This window comes from Streptomyces sp. NBC_01515 (assembly GCF_045040345.1).
Taxonomy (GTDB): Bacteria; Actinomycetota; Actinomycetes; order Streptomycetales; family Streptomycetaceae; genus Streptomyces.
In genome coordinates this window covers 6492115-6509356 of record NZ_CP109416.1, presented here as the reverse complement: position 1 = coordinate 6509356, position 17242 = coordinate 6492115, and the positions used below count along the sequence as shown (strand labels likewise).

General features: G+C 69.1%; 19 protein-coding genes and 1 pseudogene. 9 read left to right on the top strand and 11 right to left on the bottom strand.

Translation table 11 applies throughout. The features are described 5' to 3' along the window. The first annotated feature begins 45 nt into the window (after nt 1-45). Nucleotides 46-726, top strand: coding sequence for a hypothetical protein (locus tag OG407_RS29500; protein WP_405862623.1), 681 nt, complete (start codon nt 46-48; stop codon nt 724-726). A gap of 38 nt (nt 727-764) precedes the next feature. On the opposite strand, the gene OG407_RS29495 is transcribed toward OG407_RS29500, so the two are convergent. The 3 genes and pseudogenes from OG407_RS29495 to OG407_RS29485 all read right to left on the bottom strand — a co-directional run. Beyond that, nucleotides 765-1304: a hypothetical protein gene (locus OG407_RS29495; protein ID WP_405862621.1), complete on the bottom strand. Its 540-nt coding sequence runs from the start codon at nt 1302-1304 to the stop codon at nt 765-767. Between the two features lie 117 nt (nt 1305-1421). Then, nucleotides 1422-2537 (bottom strand): adenosine deaminase, encoded by a 1116-nt coding sequence (gene add / locus OG407_RS29490; RefSeq protein WP_405862619.1) that lies wholly within the window; start codon nt 2535-2537, stop codon nt 1422-1424. Between the two features lie 110 nt (nt 2538-2647). Then, a pseudogene (locus OG407_RS29485) lies at nt 2648-2893 on the bottom strand (DUF6879 family protein); the annotation flags it as partial. On the opposite strand from OG407_RS29485, the gene OG407_RS29480 reads away from it, so the two are divergent. Beyond that, nucleotides 2886-3338 carry a hypothetical protein gene (locus OG407_RS29480; RefSeq protein ID WP_405862617.1) on the top strand — a complete coding sequence of 151 codons (453 nt, stop codon included), beginning with the start codon at nt 2886-2888 and terminating at the stop codon, nt 3336-3338. The pseudogene OG407_RS29485 and the gene OG407_RS29480 overlap by 8 nt on opposite strands. Before the next feature lie 78 nt (nt 3339-3416). On the opposite strand, the gene OG407_RS29475 is transcribed toward OG407_RS29480, so the two are convergent. The 3 genes from OG407_RS29475 to OG407_RS29465 form a co-directional block, all read right to left on the bottom strand. Continuing rightward, nucleotides 3417-5009, bottom strand: a complete 1593-nt coding sequence (locus tag OG407_RS29475) for a cellulase family glycosylhydrolase (RefSeq protein WP_405868670.1) — start codon at nt 5007-5009, stop codon at nt 3417-3419. Between the two features lie 150 nt (nt 5010-5159). Further along, entirely contained in the window at nt 5160-5975 is an 816-nt protein-coding gene (locus OG407_RS29470; RefSeq protein ID WP_405868668.1) for an ABC transporter permease, read from the bottom strand. An 80-nt stretch (nt 5976-6055) separates the two neighbouring features. Further along, nucleotides 6056-7078, bottom strand: coding sequence for an ATP-binding cassette domain-containing protein (locus tag OG407_RS29465; RefSeq protein ID WP_405862615.1), 1023 nt, complete (start codon nt 7076-7078; stop codon nt 6056-6058). 86 nt (nt 7079-7164) lie between these two features. Between OG407_RS29465 and OG407_RS29460 the strand changes: the two genes are divergently transcribed. Then, on the top strand, nt 7165-8001 hold the full coding sequence (locus OG407_RS29460; RefSeq protein WP_405862613.1) for a TetR/AcrR family transcriptional regulator: 837 nt from the start codon (nt 7165-7167) through the stop codon (nt 7999-8001). Here OG407_RS29460 and OG407_RS29455 read toward each other — a convergent pair. Then, nucleotides 7982-8980 (bottom strand): WD40 repeat domain-containing protein, encoded by a 999-nt coding sequence (locus OG407_RS29455; protein ID WP_405862611.1) that lies wholly within the window; start codon nt 8978-8980, stop codon nt 7982-7984. The two genes, OG407_RS29460 and OG407_RS29455, sit on opposite strands and share 20 nt — an antisense overlap. 118 nt (nt 8981-9098) lie before the next feature. On the opposite strand from OG407_RS29455, the gene OG407_RS29450 reads away from it, so the two are divergent. The 3 genes from OG407_RS29450 to OG407_RS29440 all read left to right on the top strand — a co-directional run bounded on the left by OG407_RS29450 (nt 9099) and on the right by OG407_RS29440 (nt 11588). After that, entirely contained in the window at nt 9099-9845 is a 747-nt protein-coding gene (locus tag OG407_RS29450) for a GDSL-type esterase/lipase family protein (protein WP_405862609.1), read from the top strand. Nucleotides 9846-9960: 115 nt separating this feature from the next. Then, nucleotides 9961-10551 (top strand): Uma2 family endonuclease, encoded by a 591-nt coding sequence (locus tag OG407_RS29445; protein WP_405862607.1) that lies wholly within the window; start codon nt 9961-9963, stop codon nt 10549-10551. Nucleotides 10552-10595: 44 nt separating this feature from the next. Beyond that, a complete protein-coding gene (locus OG407_RS29440) occupies nt 10596-11588 on the top strand; it encodes an aldo/keto reductase (RefSeq protein WP_405862605.1) in 993 nt (330 codons plus the stop codon). Nucleotides 11589-11797: 209 nt separating this feature from the next. Here the strand turns inward: OG407_RS29440 and thpR are convergent, their stop codons facing one another. After that, entirely contained in the window at nt 11798-12355 is a 558-nt protein-coding gene (gene thpR / locus OG407_RS29435) for an RNA 2',3'-cyclic phosphodiesterase (RefSeq protein ID WP_405862603.1), read from the bottom strand. A gap of 109 nt (nt 12356-12464) precedes the next feature. Here thpR and OG407_RS29430 point away from each other — a divergent pair, with 109 nt between their 5' ends. Next, nucleotides 12465-12986 carry a GNAT family N-acetyltransferase gene (locus OG407_RS29430; RefSeq protein ID WP_405862601.1) on the top strand — a complete coding sequence of 174 codons (522 nt, stop codon included), beginning with the start codon at nt 12465-12467 and terminating at the stop codon, nt 12984-12986. 32 nt (nt 12987-13018) lie between these two features. Here OG407_RS29430 and OG407_RS29425 read toward each other — a convergent pair whose 3' ends face one another. Beyond that, nucleotides 13019-14290 carry an MFS transporter gene (locus OG407_RS29425; RefSeq protein ID WP_405862599.1) on the bottom strand — a complete coding sequence of 424 codons (1272 nt, stop codon included), beginning with the start codon at nt 14288-14290 and terminating at the stop codon, nt 13019-13021. A 230-nt stretch (nt 14291-14520) separates the two neighbouring features. Beyond that, nucleotides 14521-14958, bottom strand: a complete 438-nt coding sequence (locus OG407_RS29420; RefSeq protein WP_026150457.1) for a MarR family winged helix-turn-helix transcriptional regulator — start codon at nt 14956-14958, stop codon at nt 14521-14523. Nucleotides 14959-15112: 154 nt separating this feature from the next. Between OG407_RS29420 and OG407_RS29415 the strand changes: the two genes are divergently transcribed. After that, nucleotides 15113-15295, top strand: a complete 183-nt coding sequence (locus OG407_RS29415) for a hypothetical protein (protein ID WP_033281377.1) — start codon at nt 15113-15115, stop codon at nt 15293-15295. A gap of 19 nt (nt 15296-15314) precedes the next feature. Here the strand turns inward: OG407_RS29415 and OG407_RS29410 are convergent, their stop codons facing one another. After that, the gene (locus OG407_RS29410) at nt 15315-16709 is read right to left on the bottom strand and encodes an NCS2 family permease (RefSeq protein WP_405862597.1); all 1395 of its coding nucleotides are present in this window, start codon (nt 16707-16709) and stop codon (nt 15315-15317) included. Nucleotides 16710-16862: 153 nt separating this feature from the next. Between OG407_RS29410 and OG407_RS29405 the strand changes: the two genes are divergently transcribed. Continuing rightward, nucleotides 16863-17147 (top strand): DUF2530 domain-containing protein, encoded by a 285-nt coding sequence (locus tag OG407_RS29405; protein WP_405862595.1) that lies wholly within the window; start codon nt 16863-16865, stop codon nt 17145-17147. Nucleotides 17148-17242: the final 95 nt, after the last annotated feature.

Sequence of the window (17242 nt, the reverse complement as noted above, 5' to 3'; positions counted from 1 at the left end):
TCAGCGTCCGCGCGGCCCCACAGAGATCCACGACAGGAGACGCAGATGGGTATCGCCCTCATCCTCGCGAGCGGCATCGCCTGGACGATCGTGTACGTCGAGGCGATCCGGGTCGGGTTGCGCGAGCGCACCTACGCCATGCCGGCCGTGGCGCTGGGCCTGAACCTCGCGTGGGAGTGGACGTACGCGGTGCACGACCTGGTCTTCGACCCGTCGGTGCAGGGCGGTATCAACCTGGTGTGGGGCATCGCCGACGCCGTGATCGTGTACACGTTCTTCCGGTACGGCCGCGCCGAGTTCCCGTCGTTCGTCACGGCGCGGATGTTCGCCGGCCTGAGCGTGCTGCTGTTCGGGATGTCGTTCGCCGTGCAGTGGCTGTTCCTGGCGAAGTTCGGCGCGGAGGACGGGGTCGCCTACTCGGCGTTTCTCCAGAACCTGCTGATGTCCGCCCTGTTCATCGCGATGTTCGTCGCGCGGCGCGGGCTGCGCGGGCAGTCGGTGACGATCGCGGTGGCCAAGTGGCTCGGCACCCTCGCGCCCACGATCCTCTTCGGCGCCCTCCAGCACGACGGCTTCCTGCTCGGGCTCGGCATCATGTGCAGCGTGCTCGACCTGGTCTACGTCTGGTTGTGCGTAGGGGCGAAGCGGGACGGAGCGGCGTTCGGCCCGGCCGACTCGGCTGACTCGGCTGTCTCGACCCTGGAACGGAGCACCGGCGCCCCCTGACCCCTGCCCCCTGAACTCATCGTCCTACGCCGGGACTTCTACCCCTCTCCGGCGATATTGGTCAGCGCGTCCGCGATCATGCGGGTGGCGAACTCGGGGTTGTCGGCGATGCGGTTGATGTGTTCCGCGAGCAGGAACGCCGTGGCTTCCAGAGGGGTCATCTCGTCCTTGGTCCAGTCGCCGTACTGCTTACGCCACAGGTTGGGGCTGAGTTCGGTACCCGCGGCGATCACCAGGCCGGCCATCATGGGGATGACCTCGGGGGGACAACTCCGGGGCATCATCCGCATCGTGGCCACGAGGGTGGGCACCACGTACTCGACGACGTCCTTGCCCTCGCTCTCGTGGGCCTTCCTCAGCCACGTCATGAACATATAGATGAGCGTGCACGCGCCGTCCACCAGATCGTCCAGCCCGCCGGGCCCCAACGACGCGAGGAACTGCTCCATCAGCGTCTGCTGTTCGGGGTCGGTCGCGGCCTTCCCGGCATGAACGGCCTTGAGCCGCGAGTCCACCATCATGAGCGCGGCACCCACATCACCGACGGGAGCGTACGCGGGGTCACAGGACGCTGACACAGGATTCCTCCTCCGCTGGCCGCACTGAGTAACGCGGCGCGTTCGCAGAGTAGTTGGCCGACGGGGAGCGGGTCGGTGGGTTTGCCGCCTTTCACGGCAACAGGACGAGGAGTTGCATCAACGGGCGTGCGGGCCGGGGCTGTTCGAACCGCTCGGGCTGCTGCTCGACGATGATCGGCTCGCCGCGCGTGTTGACGACACCTTGTCCGACTCGCCAATCCCCTTGGGGCGGGGTGCCGTTGCTCGGTCGGGGGTGTGCAGCCAGTCGCCGATGCGGGTGGCCGTCTCCTCCACGGTTGCGCGCGGGGCGCCGGAGGATTCGACCGACGTAAGGGCTATCGCGGCGAGTTGAGAGTCGGTGAGGGCGAAGGTCGTACGGGCTGTTTCGTACTCGTCCAGCAGGCCGGGGCCGAACAGAAGGGGGTCGTCGGCGTTGAGGGTGCACCGGACACCGGCTTGCAGCAGCAGCGGGAGGGGGTGGACGGACAGGGATTCCACGACGCCGAGGGCGACGTTCGAGGTGGGGCAGACATCGAGGACCACGCCTTCCGCGGCCAGCCGGGCGACGAGGTCCGGGTCCTCAACCGCCCGTATGCCGTGGGCGATCCGCCGCGCACCGAGCACGTCGAGTACGGCGCGCACACTGTCCGGGCCGACGAGTTCCCCTGCGTGCGGGGCCGGAATCAGCCCGGCATCACGGGCGATGGTGAATGCCTGCGCGAACGGCTCAGGGGCGTAGCGCGCCTCGTCTCCGGCCAGGCCGAAGGAGACCACTCCGTTGTCCGCCCGCCGGGCCGCGAGGCGGGCGGCCCGGACTGCTTCCGACGGGTCCGCGTTGCGCCGGGCGTACACCAGGACGCCGAAGCCGATGCCCAGCCGGGCAGCAGTGCGGCGGCCCTCGTCGATCACCGCGTCCAGCAGGTCGAGCGCGGCGCCCGGATCGTCCTCGTAGGTCAGGGGGTTCACCTGGGGCTCGATCCATACCGCTCCGTCTGCCGCGGCATCCTCGACCACTTCGCGCACCAGCCGCAGAAGGTTCTCCCGCGGCCCCTCGCGCACCAGTCGGGCAGCGACTTGATACATGGACACAAAGTCCTCGAACGACGAGAAGCCGCCTGGATTCGACGGTTGTTCGCCGTGCTCGCCCGCCAGTTCCGCGAACGTGCCGGGGCGCATCGCACCTTCCAGATGGAGATGAAGATGAGCCTTCGGCAGACGGGCCAGGCTTCGCATGGTGCATCACTCTATGGCGAGGTGCGACGGTCGCCATGTGGCTGACGTGACGACGGCGTTGGAGCCCTCCTGGACAGCTCCGTCCACCGGCCGACGGCGCGCCCTGCGCACTAGCTGATCCTGTACTCCTGGTGCGGGGTGGCTCGCGCCCACACCGCCTCGAACGCCTCGGCGCACAGTTTCGCCGCGGCCGGATCCTCGCCGATCTCTCCGCCACCGGACGCGCCGTCCCCGGTGAAGTGGTTCCAGCGGATCAACCGGTCGTCCAGGAGCCAGAAGTCGTTGCCGGGCAGCGCGATGTCGGAGGCGTGCCGACGCGGAAGCCACCGCACCTGTTCGCCGGCCTCGATGTTGACCGGCCCCAAACCCCGCTTCGATCAGGAAGCCCTACGCCGCCCACCCCACCCCGAACCACCCCCACCCGGCAGCCGCCCCGAGTTGATCCAGCGCTACCGCGAAGTGGCCGCGGAGTTCCCCACCTCCGACCTGCCCCCGCTGGAAACGGCGTACTGGCTCATCAAGCCCCGCTCGCTGGTACGCGGAACTTGGCCCGCCCCGACCGACGCGGCAGCCTGGTTGACGGACCAACTCACCGCATACGCACCCCGGTTCGCGTCCGAGGCACACCGCGGCGCCGGTCACGTCGCCCGGCTCGTCGCCTCCGCCGCCGAGCGACTCACCTCAGGCGGCGACACGTCGTACGGCTTCTATCTCGAACGGCCGTCGTACCTCTCCCTCGCCCTCGTCACCTGCGCCCCGAATCGCACAAGGCCCAACCTGCCCTGCCCCCTGGCCAGTTGAGCGACAGCCAGGAGGCCAGGGGGTCACCAGGAGAACATCGGCTTGGCCCAGCCCCCGTCCCCCAGTCCTCTCAGCCCCTCACGTCGCCGTACAGCTCAGGCTCGGCGCGCTCCCACCCCCCGGAGCACCCCCGAACCCGAAACTCGCCGAACTCCCCACCCCCACACTCCCGTTGTGATCCGCGTTCACCGCGGTCACACCCGTCCCGCTCTGCGTGTACGACGCGTTCCACATGTTCGTGATCTGCTGGGCGCCGGACCAAGTCCACTTCACCTGCCAGGACTTGAGTGCCGAGGTCCCGGAGTTCTTCACCGTCACGTCGGCGTTGAAGCCGGTGCCCCAGTCGCTGGTGACGGTGTAGGTCGCCGTGCAAGCCGCGGTGCTCCCGCCGCCGTCACCACCTCCACCCGTCCCCGTCCCCGTGCTCGGAAACCCGGCCGCCTTGATGCTCGCCAGGTATCCGTCCTTCACCGTGTCCACGGTCAGCCAGTCGTCCTTCAGGATTCCGCCCGTGTCACCGGAGTTGGGGTTCCACGACCAGAAGGTCCAGGAGAAGGAATCGGCGCCGTACGTCGACGTCGGGCGGAGGTAACTCACCAGCGCGGCAAGCCACTTCTGGTCCACCGTCGATGCCAGCGTCGTACCGAACTCGCCCACCCACACCGGCGCGATGTTCTGCTGGAAGAGATAGCCCCAGTACTTGTCCCACACGGCGGGCATGTTCGCCGGGAAGGACGGGTCGCTGAACCACGGCTGCTGGGCCACGCTCGTCGCGTAGTCGTGGGCCGAGTACACGACCCGGCCGGGCACGGTCAGCCGGACCGGGTACTGGCCCGCGCCCATCAAGTTGCCGCCCCACCAACCCGATACGCCGGCATACGTCTGCACACCCTCCACGAAGATCAGCAGGTCAGGGTTGGCCGCAAGGACCGCGTCGCCCGCTCGCTCCGCCGCCAGGCGCCAGTCCGTCGCGACGTCGCCGCAGCCCCAACACGCGGGATCGTGCGGCTCGTTGTGGAGGTCGATGCCGATGACCGTCGACTGGCCCGCGTAACGGGTCGCCAGGGAGCGGAGGTTGGCGATCCACGTCGACTCCGGTACCGCCGCCGTGTACCAGAGCGCCGACTGTGCCGACGCGTCCGGGCGGTGCCGGTCGAGGATGACCTTCAGGCCGTCCTGGCCGGCGTAGGCGACGAGTTTGTCCATGATCTGGAGGGAGTTGAGGCCCTGGAGGTCGGCGTTCTTGCCGCTGGAGAAGTCGATGCTGTTGGGGACCGTGCCGGGCTTGAAGATGTCGTCGCTGTAGGGGAGGCGGATGGTGTTGTAGCCCAGCGACTTCATCTGGTCGATCATGCTCTTGTAGTCGCGCGACCAGAGGCCGTGGACGACGTAGTTGGCGGTCTCGAAGCCGAACCAGTTGATACCGGCGATACGGACCGGCTGCCCGGCCGCGTCCAGGATCTGGCGGCCACTGGTGTGCCAATAGCCGGCGCCGGGGGCACTCGCACTCGCACTCGCACTCGCACTCGCCGTATCGGCCGCCTGTGCCGCGTGCACACCGGTCGCCTGTGCCGCGTGCACACTCGCCGCCTGTGCCGCGTGCACACCGGCCAGCGGTAACACGAGCACCGCGGCAACAACCCCCAGCGCCCTTCTCAAGTTGCGGAACAGGAGCATTGAAGACATGAGGGACACCTCGCTGCTTCCTCTCGGGAGGCGCGGGCCCGGAACCGGTGGGAGCGCTCCCACCACCCTGCGCCTCCCATGGAAGCGACGTCACGTGGACACGTCAAGGCAACGGACGCCGACAGTCGCCTACGGCTATCGGCTGAGCCTGCGGAACCTGCGTATCGCCAGCGGAAGGAACAGCAGCGTCAGCGCCGCCGGCCATGCCCCCGCGAGCAGCAACGCGTGCTGTTCCGGCCAGGACGTGCCCTGCCCCGTCGGCGCCCCGAAGAGCGCCCGTGTCGCGCCCGCCGTCGACGAGAGCGGGTTCCAGAGGGCGGCCTGGCCGAGCCAGTGGGGCATCTGGGTCGGGGAGACGTAGATGCTGGAGATCATCGTCAGGGGGAAGACGATCGCGAACAGGCCGCCGACCTGTTCGGGGCCCGGGAGCAACAACCCCAGCCACACTCCTACCCAGATCAGCGCGAAGCGGAGTGCCAGGAGCAGGGCCACCGCCTTCACGAAGTCCAGGCCGAGGCCGATGTCGAGGCCGAGGCCCGCGCCCAGGTCGGGGCCCGCGCCGAACTCCGGGCGCCAGCCCATGCCGTACGCCGTGGCCATCATGATGCCCAACTCGGCGCAGGCGACGATGAGATCGGTCGCGCCGCGCCCCGCCACCACCGCCGACGGCGCCATCGGCATGGAGCGGAACCGGTCGATGACGCCCTTCTTCGCGTCGTTCACGAAGATCGTCGCCGTCGAGACGAAGCCCATGGCCACCGTCATCACGAACATGCCCGGCATCAGGAACGCCTTGTAGTCGCCGCCGCCCGGCACCCGCATCGCCTTGCCGAAGACGTAGCCGTACAGCAGCACGGAGAGGATCGGGAAGCCCAACTGCCAGAGGATGCTGACCGGTTGGCGCCGGTAGTGGGTCAGGCCTCGCCGGACGACGTTCCAGCAGTCGGCGATCGTCCAGAAGACGCGGCCGTGTCGGGGGCGTCTGCGGTAGGTGCGCCCGGTGCCCTCGGACGCCGTCGAGACGTTGCCGCTCACGCCGCCGCCCCCTCGGTCTCCGGGACCTCGAACTCCGGCTCCTGGGCGGCTGGTTCCTCTTCCGTACGGCGGCCCGTCAGCCGTAGGAACACGTCGTCCAGGCTCGGGCGGCGCAGGCCGATGTCCTCGACCGGGATGCCGTAGTGGTGGAGGTACCGGGCGACCTCGGTCAGCGACCCCACCCGGTCGGCCACCGGCGCGTGCACCCGCAACTCCCCCATGTCTGCCTCGGGTTGGCCTCCGTGGGCCACCCTCGCGACCGCCTGCAACGCGTAGGGGATGTGGGCCGGTTCGCGCAGCACGACCTCGATACGGTCGCCGCCGACGCGGTTCTTGAGGCCGTCGAGGGTGTCGTCGGCGATGGCGCGGCCCTGGTCGATGACGGTGATGCGGGAGGCCAGGCGGTCGGCCTCCTCCAAGTACTGGGTGGTCAGGAGGACGGTGGTGCCGTCGGCCACCAACTGCCTTACCGCTTCCCAGACTTCGCCCCGGCTGCGCGGGTCCAGGCCGGTGGTCGGTTCGTCCAGGAAGAGGACGGCCGGGGCCAGGATCATCGACGCGGCGAGGTCCAGGCGGCGGCGCATGCCTCCGCTGTAGCCGCCCGCGCCCTTGTCCGCCGCGGCCTCCAGGTCGAACTGGCGCAGGAGTTGGGCCGCCCTCAACTTGGCTCGCCTGCGGCCGAGATGGAAGAGGCGGCCGAACATCTCCAGGTTCTGCCGGCCGGTGAGGATCTCGTCGATCGCCGCGTACTGGCCGGTGAGTCCGATCCGGGTGCGCACCTGGCGCGGCTGGCGGGCCACGTCGAGACCGGCGACCGTCGCCCGGCCGCCGTCGAGCCGGACGAGGGTGGAGAGGATGCGGACGGCGGTGGTCTTGCCGGCGCCGTTCGGGCCGAGCAGCCCGTGCACGGTGCCCTCGCGGACGGCCAGGTCGAAGCCGTCGAGGGCGTGTTTGTCGCCGTAGCGCTTCTCCAGGCCCTCGGCCTCCACGACATATCCGTCGCTGTGTCCGCCGCTCATGAACCCTCCCTCCCGAACTGCGTGCACCGTATCCGATTACGCGTACGGTGTACTCGGTTTTCGCGCGGCGACCTAGACTCCCCCGCATGACGAGCAGGACCCCCAACTCGACCTCCAACTCGACCTCCGATTCGACGGAGTCCAGCGGCAGCGGTGACATCGGCCGCACCCTCGAACTGCTGTGGGACACCGGCCCCCGCCCCAGCCGAGGCCCCAAGCCCGGCCTGTCCGTCGACCGGATCGTGGACGCGGCCATCCGCATCGCGGACGAGGAGGGGCTGGACTCCGTGTCCATGCGGCGGGTCGCCACCGATCTCGGCACCGGCGCGATGTCCCTGTACCGGTACGTCCCCGGCAAGGCCGAGCTGCTCGACCTGATGCTGGACCGCGTCCGCTTCCCGGACCGCCCCAACGACGGTGCGGGCAGCGGCAGTTGGCGTAAGGCGCTGGAGTCCGCCGCCCGCGAGGCGCTCGCCGTCCACCGCCGCCACCCCTGGCTGCTGCGCGTCAACCAGTCCCGCCCGCTGCTCGGCCCCCGCGCCCTCGCCACCCTGGAGCACCTGCTCGGCCGCATCCGCCCGATGGGCCTGACCGACCCGGAACTCGTCTCGACGGTCGTCATGATCGACGGCTATGTCGTCGGCGCCGCCCGCACCCAGGTCCACCAGGAGGAGGCGGCCCGCAGCACCGGCCTGACCGACGCGGAGTTCTACGGCGCCCAGGTCCCGGCGCTGGAGAAGGCGATGGCGACCGGCGCGTATCCGACGCTCGCGTCCCTCTCCCCCGACACGTTCACCGCCGGCTTCGACCACTTCGAGTTCGGGCTCGGGCGCATCCTGGACGGGCTGGAGGTCGTGGTCCGACAGCGCGGCGAGGGCCAACGGCCCGCGGAAACGGGTGAGTTCAGCTCCTACGACGCGTGAGGCGCCGTAGCCCGAACAGCGCCCCGCCGACGACCACAATGGCCAGGGCGCCGATCTTCACGTTGCTCCCCGAGCCGCCGTCGCTGTCACCGCTCGCCGAACTCCCGCCACCGGAGGGGGACTTGGAGGAGTCCGAGCCACCCCCGGGCGCGTCCTCCGCCTGCACCGGACTGTCGGTGCCCTCGCTCCCGTACATCAGCTTGGTGCCGTCGGCGGAGTAACTGACGGACTCCCCCTGCCCCTGCAACGGCACGTCGAGGCGCCCCTCGCGCTTGATCCTCCCGCCGTTCCAGTCGTAGTAGATACCGCCCAAGTAGCCGCGTACGGCGAGCTGTTGGCCGTTGGGCGAGAAGGCGGCGTCGGTGGCCCAGAGGTCGACGGCGGCGATGGGCTTGAAGTAGTTGGTGCCGGAGGAGGAGAGCTTGGCGGGGCCTTCGAAGAGATGCCCGCCGTCCTCCTTCTTGTCGATGATGTACACGCGTCCGGTCTTGGGATGGACGATCAGCGACTCGGCGTTCCGGGCGCCGTCCGAGTACTTCACGACGTACTGCGTCGCCCGGATCGTCTGGTCCTTGAGCACCTTCGGCTCGGGCAGCTTGTAGATCCAGACGTACGGCCAGGTCCCGTCGAGGTTGTCGCCGATGTCGCCGACGTAGATCTCGTTGTGCGGGCCGATGGAGATCGCCTCGACGTCGCGCGGCTTGCCGACCCCGCTGAACGTGACCGTGGCGACCGTCTTGCCGGTGCCGCTGTCGACGGCGTAGATGTACGGGCCGTCGTTGCTGTCGTTGTGCGTCCAGTAGATGCCGGGGTGGAGGTGCGAGGCGGCGAGCCCGCTGGACTCGGTGATCCGGGAGTCGGTGATCGTGAACCCCTTGTCGCCCTTGCCGTCACCGTCGTCGGAGGGGGCTGCGGCTGCGGGCAGGGCGAGCGCGCCGACGAGGAGGCCGGCACCGAGGAACGCGAGGAAGCGACGCATGCCCCAAGCCTGCCATCCCGTGCGGTGCGGAACAGAGAGTGCTGTGGCGGGCCGGGCGTGGTGGGCCTCACACCCCGCCCGTTCCATCCCTCGGTGGTTGATCGTCCATCATGAGCGGATGCTCAGGTTCATGCCCGTAGGCGACTCCATGACGATCGGGAGCGCGGGCGAACACACATGGCGTTACCGGATGTGGCAGCACCTGCGCGCGACCTACGGCGGCCCGTTCGCCGTGGTCGGCCCGCGCGAGACGCTGTACGACAAGGCGACGGACACGCCCACGTCGTACGAGTACGCCGACCCCGACTTCCCGCACTTCCACCTCGCCGGCTGGGGCGAGGGCTGGCTGCACATGGCCCCGCTGATCGGCGAGGCGGTCCGCGCGCACCGGGCGGACGTGCTCCTCGTCTCCCTCGGCCTGATCGACCTGGGCTTCTACACGAACGCGACGCAGACGGCCGACAACATGCGGGCCTTCGTGGCGGCGGCCCGCATCGCGAGACCGTCCGTCCGCATGGTGTTCCTCCCGGTGATCCCGAACGTCCGCGCCCAGACGGACGCCCCCTTCGCCACCGAGGTCGCCCTCTTCAACGAACTCCAGGCGAAGGCGGTCGCCGACCTGGACGACCCGCGCTCCCCGCTCCTCCTGGCCTCCCTCCCGGACTCGTACGACGTCACCCACGACACGTACGACGGCACCCACCCGAACGCGTCCGGCGAGCACAAGATCACGGGGGCGTTCGCGGGGGCGATGCATCAGGCGTGGGGGGTGGGTGAGGAGTACGGCGAGGACGCGCCGGCCGAGGACGACAGCACCCAACACCGGGTGCACCACTCGTCGTTGAGGCGGTCGGCGCGGCGCTGACCGGGGCGTGATCACGCCGGTCGATGGCGTGATCACTAAGCATCCCGGTCACCGTGCGTATCGTTGTACCGCGCGGCTGCACTTGTGTGGAGGGCGGCCGGGGAGGAGCGCCACGATGACCGTCCTTGAAGACAGGATCGCGATGGCCGAGGTAAGCGGCGAGCTGACTCTTGATGTCATGTTCGAGTGGCTTGAGAAGATGCCCATCCCCGAGGGAATCAGGGTCGAGATCGTCGGGGGGAACATCTACATGTCGCCGCGGCGGGACACCCACTGGGAGATCATCCGCAGGGTCGTACGGGCGTTGGAGGACAAGTTCGGCATGATGGCGAAGATCTTCTCCGACGTGCGCATCGACTTTCCCGGCCATCTCAACGGCTTTTGTCCGGACGTCGCGAAGCTGCGTGAAGGCGCGCAGAAGAGCCCCGAGGGACACTGGCAGCACCAGGACGTCGAGTTCGTCGCCGAGGTCATTTCCAAGGGCACCGCCGCCAACGACTACGGCCCGAAGAAGGCCGCGTACGCCCTCGCCGAGGTCCCCGTCTACGTCATCGCCGACCCGTACCAGGGGCGTTGCCACGTCTACACCCACCCCAAGAGTGACGACTACGCGACGGAGACGAAGGTGGCGTTCGGGGACGACATGGATCTCACCGGCACCGTGGTCGGTCTCACCCTCAGCACCGCCGACTTCCCCCGCGACTGACCCCCCTTGCATAGAGCGCACTCGAAGTCGTTGGCTAGACACTCATGAAGTACACGCAGCTCGGACGCACAGGCCTCAAGGTCAGCCGACTGGTCCTCGGCACGATGAACTTCGGACCGCAGACGAATGAGCCGGACAGCCACGCGATCATGGACGCGGCGCTGGACGCGGGCATCAACTACTTCGACACCGCCAATGTGTACGGGTGGGGCGAGAACAAGGGCCGGACCGAGGAGATCATCGGCAACTGGTTCGCCAAGAGCCCCGATCACCGCGACAAGACGGTCCTCGCCACCAAGGTCTACGGCAACATGGCCGCGGACGGCGACGCCTGGCCCAACCACGACAAGCTCTCCGCCGTGAACATCCGGCGGGCCGTCGACGCCAGCCTCAAGCGGCTGCGGACCGACTACATCGACATCTACCAGTTCCACCACGTCGACCGGGCCACCCCGTTCGAGGAGATCTGGCAGGCGATCGACACCCTCATCCAGCAGGGCAAGATCCTCTACGTCGGTTCCTCGAACTTCCCCGGTTACAAGATCGCCCAGGCCAACGAGATCGCCGCCCGCCGCGGCGGCACCATCGGGCTCGTCAGCGAGCAGTGCCTCTACAACCTCGCCGAGCGCCGCGCCGAGATGGAGGTCATCCCGGCCGCGCAGGAGTACGGCCTCGGGGTCATCCCCTGGTCCCCGCTCCAGGGCGGACTCCTCGGCGGGGTCATCAAGAAGGAGATCTCGGGCGGGCGCCGGGCGAGCGGCCGGGCCGCCGACACCCTCGCCAACCCGACCTCGCGCGCCCAGATCCAGGCCTACGAGGACCTCCTCGACAAGCACGGCATCGAGCCCGGCGAGGCCGCCCTGGCCTGGCTCCTGACCCGCCCCGGCGTCACCGGCCCGATCGTGGGCCCGCGCACCGCCGAGCAGTTGGAGTCCGCGCTGCGCGCCGCGGAGCTGGAACTGAGCGAGGAAGTCCTCACCTCGCTGGACGAGATCTTCCCGGGGCCCGGCCCGTCGCCGGAGGCCTTCGCCTGGTGACACCCTGAGGGCAAGCGCCCCTTATTCAGGGGCGCGGGGAACTGCGCGACCAGCCACACTCGACCCGCACCCGGCAACGATCGCGCAGTCCCCCACGCCTCGCCCGCCCTCACTTACCAAGCGCAGCCGCCAGCCCCACGACGACGAACAGCAGCACAAGCGCACCGGCCATGATCCGGTTCCGGGTTTTCGGGTCCACGTACCCGAGCCTAACCGGCCGCCGCCAGCGCCCAGCGGGCGACCGCCTCGTACCGGGGCTGCTCCCCCGGCACACCGGACCTCGGCAGGTTGCTGCGGACGAGGACCAGCTCGTCCGCCGTCCACTCGCGGCTCGCGAAGTCGTCGAGCCGGTCGAGATACGGCCGTACGTCCATGGCCTCCCGGCCGCGCGCCACGGTGAGGTGGGCGCGGTACCGCCGGTGTTCCCGCGTCGCCGCGGCCTCCTCGCAGCGCTCCGCGAGGTGTCGTAGGGCCGTCACATCTCCCGCCACCGCTGCCCACAGCGCCCGCCCGTCCCCGAACTGGCCGCCTCCGCGCACCGCCAGCCCGAACGGTTCGGTCCGGCGCGCGGTGCGCTCCAGGGCGGCCGACAGTTCGGGTACGGCGTCCTCGTCGACCTCGCCGTAGAAGGCGAGCGTGAGGTGCCACCCCGGGCGGGCCGTCCAGCGGAGGCCGTCCGCACCCGGGAGGCCGTGCAACTCGTCGACGGCCGTGCCGAGTTGGGCCAGTACGTCCGCGGGCGGCAGCAGCGCCGCGAAGAGTCTCATGGGGGCAGCCTTCCACCACTGCCCAACGTGTGTGCCCTGGACTAACCGGCCTGCCGCGCTTGGACGGTTAGTTCAGGGCACAGCCTTTTCGGACCCCTAGCCTGCTGCCATGGAGACCGCCACGAGCATCAGCATCCGAGACGGTGGGCCCGACGACATCCCCGCGATCCTCGGCATGTTCGACAGCGCGGTGGCGTGGCTCGTCGCGCAGGGGCGGACCGGGCAGTGGGGCAGCACGCCGTGGTCGAAGAATCCGAGGGCCGTGGCGATGGTGGAGCGGTATGTGGCGCAGGGCTCGCCCTACATCGCCGAGGTCGGCGGCGTTCCCGTCGGCACGCTCACCCTCACCGACTCCCCGGGGTCGTACATCGACGCCGTGGACGAGCCGGAGCGGTACGTCCATCTCCTCGCCTCCGACCGGCGGTTCAAGGGCTACGGCGTCGGCAGCGCGCTGCTCGCGCACGCGGCGGAGGTGACGCGGCGGGCCGGGGTCTCCCTGCTGCGGGTGGACTGCTACGCGGGGGACGACGGCAAGCTCGTCGCCTACTACGAGAGCAACGGGTTCACGGCCACCGAGGCGTTCGTCGGGAACGACCAGTGGCCGGGACAGGTGCTGGCCCGGAGGGTGTAGAACCATCACCCTCCGGGGTACGCCCCCAACTCTCAGGCCGCCGTTGCCAGTTGCTCCCGTTCGCGCGGGACGAAGGCCAGGCTCGGATGACCGTGGTTCCAGTCGAACGACAGCCGCAGGTCGCCGATGCGGGCCAGGATCACGCCGATCGTGGCCGCGGCGACGGCCGCGATGACACCGCCTAGGGCGAAGCTCACCCGGGGGCCGTAGGCGTCGGTGATCCAGCCGACGATCGGTGCGCCCACCGGCGTACCGCCCATGAAGACCATCATGAACAGGGCCATGACGCGACCGCGCATGGCCGGGTCGGTGCCCATCTGGACGGCGGTGTTGGCCGTGACGTTGACCGTCAGGCCGGCGATGCCGATCGGGATCATGAGGAGGGCGAACAGCCAGTAGGAGGGGGCCACGGCCGCTACGACCTCCAGGAGGCCGAAGGCCGCCGCCGCCGCGATCAGGACGCGGAGGCGGGTGGTGCCGCGGCGGGCCGCGAGCAGGGCGCCGATCAGGGAGCCGACCGCCATGAGCGTGTTGAAGAGGCTGTACGCGCCGGCGCCCGCGTGGAAGATGTCGTCCGCGTAGGCCGACAGCCACACCGGGAAGTTGAAGCCGAACGTGCCGATGAAGCCGACGAGGACGATCGGCCAGATCAGGTCGGGGCGGCCGGCGACATAGTGCAGGCCCTCGCGGAGCTGGCCCTTGCCGCGCGGGGCGCGCTGGACGGAGTGCAGGTCGCGGTTGCGCATCAGGAGCAGGCTCGCCAACGGGGCCACGAAGGACAGGCCGTTGAAGAGGAACGCCCAGCCCGTGCCGACGCCGGTGATCATGACGCCCGCGACGGCGGGGCCGACCAGGCGGGCGGACTGGAAGTTCGCCGAGTTCAGGCTGACCGCGTTCTGCAGTTGCTCGGGGCCGACCATCTCGGAGACGAAGGACTGGCGGGCCGGGTTGTCGACGACCGTGGCGAGGCCTACGGCGAAGGCGGCGACGTACACGTGCCAGACCTGGACGTGGCCGGAGAGGGTCAGGAAGGCGAGGGCGAGGCCGGTGAGGGCCATCGCGGACTGCGTGACGAGCAGCGTGGGGCGCTTGGGCAGCCGGTCGACGAGGACACCGCCGTAGAGCCCGAAAAGCAGCATCGGCAGGAACTGGAGGGCGGTCGTGATGCCTACGGCGGCGGAGGAGCCGGTGAGGCTGAGGACCAGCCAGTCCTGGGCGATGCGCTGCATCCAGGTGCCGGTGTTGGAGACGACCTGGCCGATGAAGAACAGGCGGTAGTTCCGGATCTTCAGCGAGCTGAACATCGAGGACTTACCGGATGGGGTGGGCGGGGAGTCGTGGGTGGCTGGCGCGGGGGCGGAGTCTGCTCCGGGTCCCGAACTCAAAAGGTCGCCTCCTCTTTCTTTTGCTCGTTCGCCTACGGGGCGCTTTCTGCCGGCGTTGAGAGCCCGACCGTGCTCGGCCCTTCGGGCCTCCGCGCGCTCGACCTCTCGACACCGGCGCGCCCCTACGGCTCACTCGCGCATAGACAGCTTTACAGGTGTGCGAGTTTCTCCAGCACGGGGGCGGCGGCGACGATCTTCGCCCACTCGTCCTCGTCGAGGCCGTCGACCAGGCCGGCCAGGAACGCGTTGCGCTTGCGGCGGCTCTCTTCGAGCATCGCCTCGGCCTGGGGGGTCTTGGTGACGACCTTCTGGCGCCGGTCCTCGGGGTGCGGCTCCAGCTGGACCAGACCCTTCGCTTCGAGCAGCGCCACGATGCGGGTCATCGAGGGCGGCTGCACATGCTCCTTGCGAGCGAGCTCGCCAGGGGTCGCGCTGCCGCAGGTGGACAGGGTGCCGAGCACCGACATCTCGGTGGGGCTCAGTGACTCGTCGACCCGCTGGTGCTTGAGTCGACGGGACAACCGCATCACGGCTGATCGCAAGGAGTTCACAGCGGCAGCGTCGTCGCCATGGGTTAGGTCCGGCATGTTCTTTAGCGTAACTCATTACTCTCGCTAAAGACCAATGGCGACACGCCGAGATGCCCGTGACCCTGACCACTGAACCCTTCCGTCACCCATATGAGTGATACCGGCGCGGAACGTCACCCACCGCGCGGAACCGCCCCGGACCCTCGTCCATATGGGGACCAGCGTGCTCAGCCTGCGGATAGACGGGGAGCTGCTCGAACGGCTCCGGGACCATGCCTCGAAAAGGGGAATGAGCGTCCAGGACTATGTGGTCCAGACGCTCATCCGGGACGACTTCGACGAGCGGTTCCAGACCGCGGTCGAGGAGACGGAGAAGTTCTACGGCGTCACGTGACGGCCCGTAGGAACGCGGGTCACGTCAGACCCAGCGCCGGCATCAGGTAGTAGAACCCGAACACCGCCGCCACGACGTACATCGGCACCGGGACCTCCCGGCCCCGGCCCGCCACCAGCCGCAGTACCACGAACGTGATGAAGCCCATACCGATGCCGTTGGTGATCGAGTAGGTGAACGGCATCATCACCATCGTGATGAAGGCCGGGATCGCGATCGTGTGGTCGGCCCAGTCGATCTCCTTGACGGAGCCCGCCAGGATCAGGAAGCCCACCGCGAGCAGCGCGGGGGTGGCCGCCTGGGACGGGACCATCGTGGCGACCGGCGTGAGGAACAGCGCTACGGCGAAGAGCGCGCCCGTGACGACGTTCGCGAAGCCCGTGCGGGCGCCCTCGCCGACACCCGCCGTGGACTCCACGAAGCAGGTGGTCGCGGAGGACGAGCTGGCACCGCCGGCCGCGACCGCGATGCCGTCGACGAAGAGGACCTTGTTGATGCCGGGCATGTTGCCCTCGCCGTCGGTCAGCTTGGCCTCGTCGCTGATGCCCATGATCGTGCCCATCGCGTCGAAGAAGCACGACAGCAGGACCGTGAAGACGAAGAGGACGCCGGTCAGCACGCCGACCTTGGAGAAGCCGCCGAACAGGCTGAACTTGCCGATCAGGCCGAAGTCCGGGGTGGCGACCGGGTTTCCGGGCCACTTCGGGGTGGTCAGGCCCCAGGAGGGGATCGTCGCGACCGCGTTCACGATCAGCGCGAGGACCGTCATCGTGACGATCGAGATCAGGATCGCGCCGGACACCTTGCGGACGATCAGCGCGAGGGTGAGCAGGACGCCCAGGATGAAGATGAGGACCGGCCAGCCGTTGAGGTGACCGTCGGCGCCGAGCTGGAGCGGGACGGTGGTCTGGGCGGCGTCCGGGATGCGGGAGATGAACCCGGAGTCCACGAGCCCGATCAGCATGATGAACAGGCCGATACCGATCGAGATGGCCTTGCGCAGTCCGTACGGCACCGCGTTCATCACGCGCTCGCGCAGCCCGGTGGCGACCAGCAGCATCACGACCAGACCGGCCAGCACGACCATGCCCATCGCGTCCGGCCACGTCATGCGCGGCGCGAGCTGGAGGGCGACGACGGAGTTCACGCCCAGTCCGGCGGCCAGCGCGATCGGTACGTTGCCGATGACGCCCATGAGGAGGGTGGTGAACGCGGCCGTGACCGCCGTGGCGGTGACCAGCTGGCCGTTGTCGAGGTGGTGCCCGTACATGTCCTTCGCGCTGCCCAGGATGATCGGGTTGAGCACGATGATGTACGCCATCGCGAAGAAGGTGGCGAAGCCGCCCCGGATCTCACGGGGGAGCGTGCTGCCCCGTTCGGAGATCTTGAAGTAGCGGTCCAGGGCGGTCGGCATTGGATGTTCCTACGAGCAGAAGTGGACAGACGGAAACCGTTTCAGTATGAACATATGAAGACGTCAGGCGCTATCTCCGCGCGTAGACCGGCGTGGAGCGTCGTGGAGCCGAGTGTCTGCCGAGCTCCTTGTGTCGCCTCGTAAGCTGGGGGCATGGCGAAGTGGACACCGACACACGAGGCACCGGAGCCCCTGGAGGGCCCGATCGTCCCGACGATCATCGGCCTCACCATCCTCTGGTTCGCCCTCTTCCTGGTACAGCTCCCCTTCTACGGCTGGTTCGACGACCACGGGCATCTGTGGTGGCTGTGGACCTGCCTGGCCGGGGCCGGGCTCGGGCTGATCGGTATCTGGTACGTCCGGGGGCGCGACGCCGCCCTCAAGCGCGTGGCTACCGCCGCTTCGGCCACGGAGACCCCCTCCCCTGCTGCGGAGTGAGGAGCTTCCCCTACACCCCTGGCATCACCCCGCCCCGCCCGCCGTCGTCCCCTGGTCGGATCTTCCGGGCACTCGGCGGGTGAAGCCGTAAAACC